Annotated in this window: 4 protein-coding genes and 1 pseudogene; 4 read left to right on the top strand and 1 reads right to left on the bottom strand. The window is 35.7% G+C overall.

Annotated features, from left to right (window positions below; genetic code table 11):
* A pseudogene (locus tag V7147_RS07885) lies at positions 1-248 on the top strand (NCS2 family permease); the annotation flags it as partial.
* 67 nt (positions 249-315) lie between these two features.
* Here the strand turns inward: V7147_RS07885 and V7147_RS25185 are convergent.
* The gene (locus V7147_RS25185; RefSeq protein WP_438824567.1) at positions 316-552 is read right to left on the bottom strand and encodes a CBO0543 family protein; all 237 of its coding nucleotides are present in this window, start codon (positions 550-552) and stop codon (positions 316-318) included.
* Positions 553-1068: 516 nt separating this feature from the next.
* On the opposite strand from V7147_RS25185, the gene V7147_RS07880 reads away from it, so the two are divergent.
* From V7147_RS07880 to V7147_RS07870, 3 genes are all read left to right on the top strand, one after another.
* Positions 1069-1758 (top strand): response regulator transcription factor, encoded by a 690-nt coding sequence (locus V7147_RS07880; protein ID WP_335367300.1) that lies wholly within the window; start codon positions 1069-1071, stop codon positions 1756-1758.
* 1 nt (position 1759) lies between these two features.
* Entirely contained in the window at positions 1760-2764 is a 1005-nt protein-coding gene (locus V7147_RS07875) for a sensor histidine kinase (protein ID WP_335367299.1), read from the top strand.
* 104 nt (positions 2765-2868) lie between these two features.
* Positions 2869-3180, top strand: a 312-nt coding sequence (locus V7147_RS07870) for an ABC transporter ATP-binding protein (protein ID WP_335367298.1), incomplete at its 3' end; no start/stop codon positions are given.

Here is a 3180-nt window from a genome sequence, read left to right as displayed (position 1 = left end):
CCCTCATTATTGTGGGTTCAATGATGGCGGCGGAAGTTCGACATATCGATTGGACGAAGCTAGATATTGCGATTCCGGCATTTACAACGATTATAATGATGCCATTAACCTTCAGTGTCGCAACAGGGATTGCCTTAGGTTTCATTATGTATCCTGTTACGATGCTAGCATTGGGAAGACATAAAGAAGTACATCCGATTATGTATGTTCTCTTTGTAACGTTCATTGCTTATTTTATATATCTATAACAGTAAAAACCCTCGTATATGTGTGAATGGAACACTATATATGAGGGTTTTTGTATTCTATAAGGGATCACTTTTCACTTCTGACAATCAGATATTTCACGAAAATGCTGTTTATATATAGGATAAATAGTAAAAATGGATATAAAATGGCAGAGTACCATATTTTCCACTTTCCGTAATGAAGAACTTTTCCGATATGTACTGCCCCTAATTCAAATACCGTCAAAAAAATAGACCATATGAGAATGTAAAAAAACTTCTTTAGCTTAGTGGAGTTGAATGGAAAGTAGTTTAAAGAAATCATACTTACTGGGGGTTTCCCCCTAATAGGATAATCATCCATTTCCATTCAACACTCTTCGTAAAATACCAATAAAGATGGTGCTTTACATCTAAATATAAAAATCTGTGAGGATTGCAAATAATACCGCGAATAAAGAGGTCGTATATAGTTCTATCTTACTAATGTTTTTTTGCATAAAATAGGTGTAGGTAAACATAGCAAATACTGAAACAGAATAAAAATCATTTTATTCAACCTTTCACAAATGGATTACAATTTTACTATTTACTCTTCAAGGATTGTTATTTATTGAACAATCAGAAAGCACAAAAAAAGATGACTTTTATTATGTTTGTCAATTTACGAAAACTCTGCCGTTGCAGAAAAGGAACCAATCAGCTCTTCTAAATAAGTTGCATGACTAAGAATTCCTGCTTTCTTGGTTTCTTTTATCAATATGGAGTTGTAAACTGAAAGAATAATATGGAAAAATTTGCGCTAGTGCATTGGAGAAATATATAAGAATAAGGTGTAATTATGAAAATTTTACTTGTTGAAGATGATAAAACGATTGCTTCAGGTTTGGATTATTCGTTGAAGCAGGATGAGTACCAGACGATTGTTTGTCAGAATGCTACGGATGCAAAGAAGGTCATCTCTGAAAATTGGAATGAAATTGATTTATTTTTATTTGATTTATCTTTACCAGATGGTAGCGGCTATGAATTATGTGAATTGGTGAAGAAGCAAGGGGATAAGCCGGTCATTTTTTTAACGGCCTTGGATGATGAAGTGAATGTGGTCATGGGGCTTGATATGGGAGCGGACGACTATATTACGAAGCCATTCCGAATTCGTGAGTTACTGTCACGGATTAAATCGGTACTCCGCCGCTATAATATGAATTCGACAGTACAGCCGAAGAACATCATTGAGATAGAAAATATACGAATTAATACACTAGAAGGTAAGGTTTATAAGGATAGGGAGGAGGTACTTTTGACTGCTTTAGAGTACCGTCTGTTCCTGATTTTTGCGAATCATATTGGTCAAGTCCTTACGAGAACACAGCTACTTGATCGAATTTGGGATGTTGCTGGTGATTTTGTAAATGATAACACATTGACCGTCTATATCAAGAGATTAAGAGAGAAGCTTGAGGAAGAACCACAAAGCCCTAAAATTATTAAAACAATTCGCGGAATGGGCTATAAGGTTGGTGACTAACATGCTGCGTAACCGAGAAATCAAGTACTTTTTACTTGTGATCATCCTTATATCGCTACTTGCAACAGGGGTAGCGTATTTTCTATTTTCTGGAGAAGTTGCACTATACATAGTTGTCTTATCGATCCTACTGATAGGATGTAGTTTACTTTTTACAAAATGGAGATATAACGAAATTGAAAAGCTCTCTAGCTTTTTACGCAAAATCACAAGTGGTGATTATAGTCTAGATGTAAGAGATAACCATGAGGGGGAACTTAGTATATTAAAAAGTGATATTTATAAAGTGACCTTAAAACTATCAGAGCATGGTTCACTATTACAACAGGATAAACTGAAATTAACAAATGCGATTTCGGACATCTCCCATCAATTAAAAACACCACTTACCTCCATGATGGTTATGGCTGATTTATTAGGGGATGCGAAACTAGACGATGTAAAGCGGGCTGAATTTACAAATAATATTCGGGTCCAATTAGAAAGAATTGAATGGCTCGTGTCATCTTTATTAAAGTTATCGAAAATTGATGCTGGAACTGTTCCATTTAAAAAGGATACCGTGTATGTTTCAGAATTGGTCGAGCGGGTGATTCATCCTGTTCTTGTGCCGATGGATATTAAACAACAAACCCTTATGGTGAACGGGGATAAAGAGGTTTCTTTTATAGGAGATTTCAACTGGACAGCAGAAGCCCTCATTAATATTTTAAAGAATTGTGTTGAGCACACACAAGATGCAGGAGAGATCTCAATTTCTTTTTCAGAAAATGCCCTGTATACCGAGATTATGATTGCGGATAACGGGAAAGGGATCGCTAAGGAAGACCTTCCCTATATATTCAAGCGTTTTTATAAGGGGAAAAATGCAGGTGAGGATAGTGTAGGAATTGGTCTTGCCATGGCTTATAGCATTATTAAAAGTCAGCAAGGTGATATTGAGGTAAAAAGTGCACAGGGAAAAGGGACAATCTTTATGATTAAGTTCTATAAAAAGGTCATCTAGCTGTTGCTCTACCGAAAGTGAATAAATTGTCACATTGGGAGTCACTTTATAGTCATCTTAGATAGATATACTGAACTCAACATCGAATTTATGGAGGTTTAGGAATGAATATCTTACAAATCGAAAATCTGTCTAAGGTATACGGAAAAGGTGAAACAGCTGTGAAGGCCCTTGATAATGTGTCGTTTTCAGTAAAAAAGGGAGAATTCGTAGCAATAATTGGTCCGTCTGGTTCAGGAAAGTCAACGCTTTTACATCTGCTTGGAGGAGTTGATCGCCCAACTAGCGGCAAGGTCCTCATTGATAATACGGATATTTATGACCTTAATGAAACTCAATTAGCGATCTTTAGAAGAAGACAAATCGGTTTAATCTACCAGTTTTATAACTTAATTCCTATTTTAACAGTAGAAGAA

It is taken from the genome of Bacillus sp. JJ1521 (assembly GCF_036965165.1).
Taxonomy (GTDB): Bacteria; Bacillota; Bacilli; order Bacillales; family Bacillaceae_L; genus Ferdinandcohnia.
The sequence above is the reverse complement of the archived record's forward strand: the minus strand, read 5'-3'. Positions and strand labels throughout refer to the sequence as shown.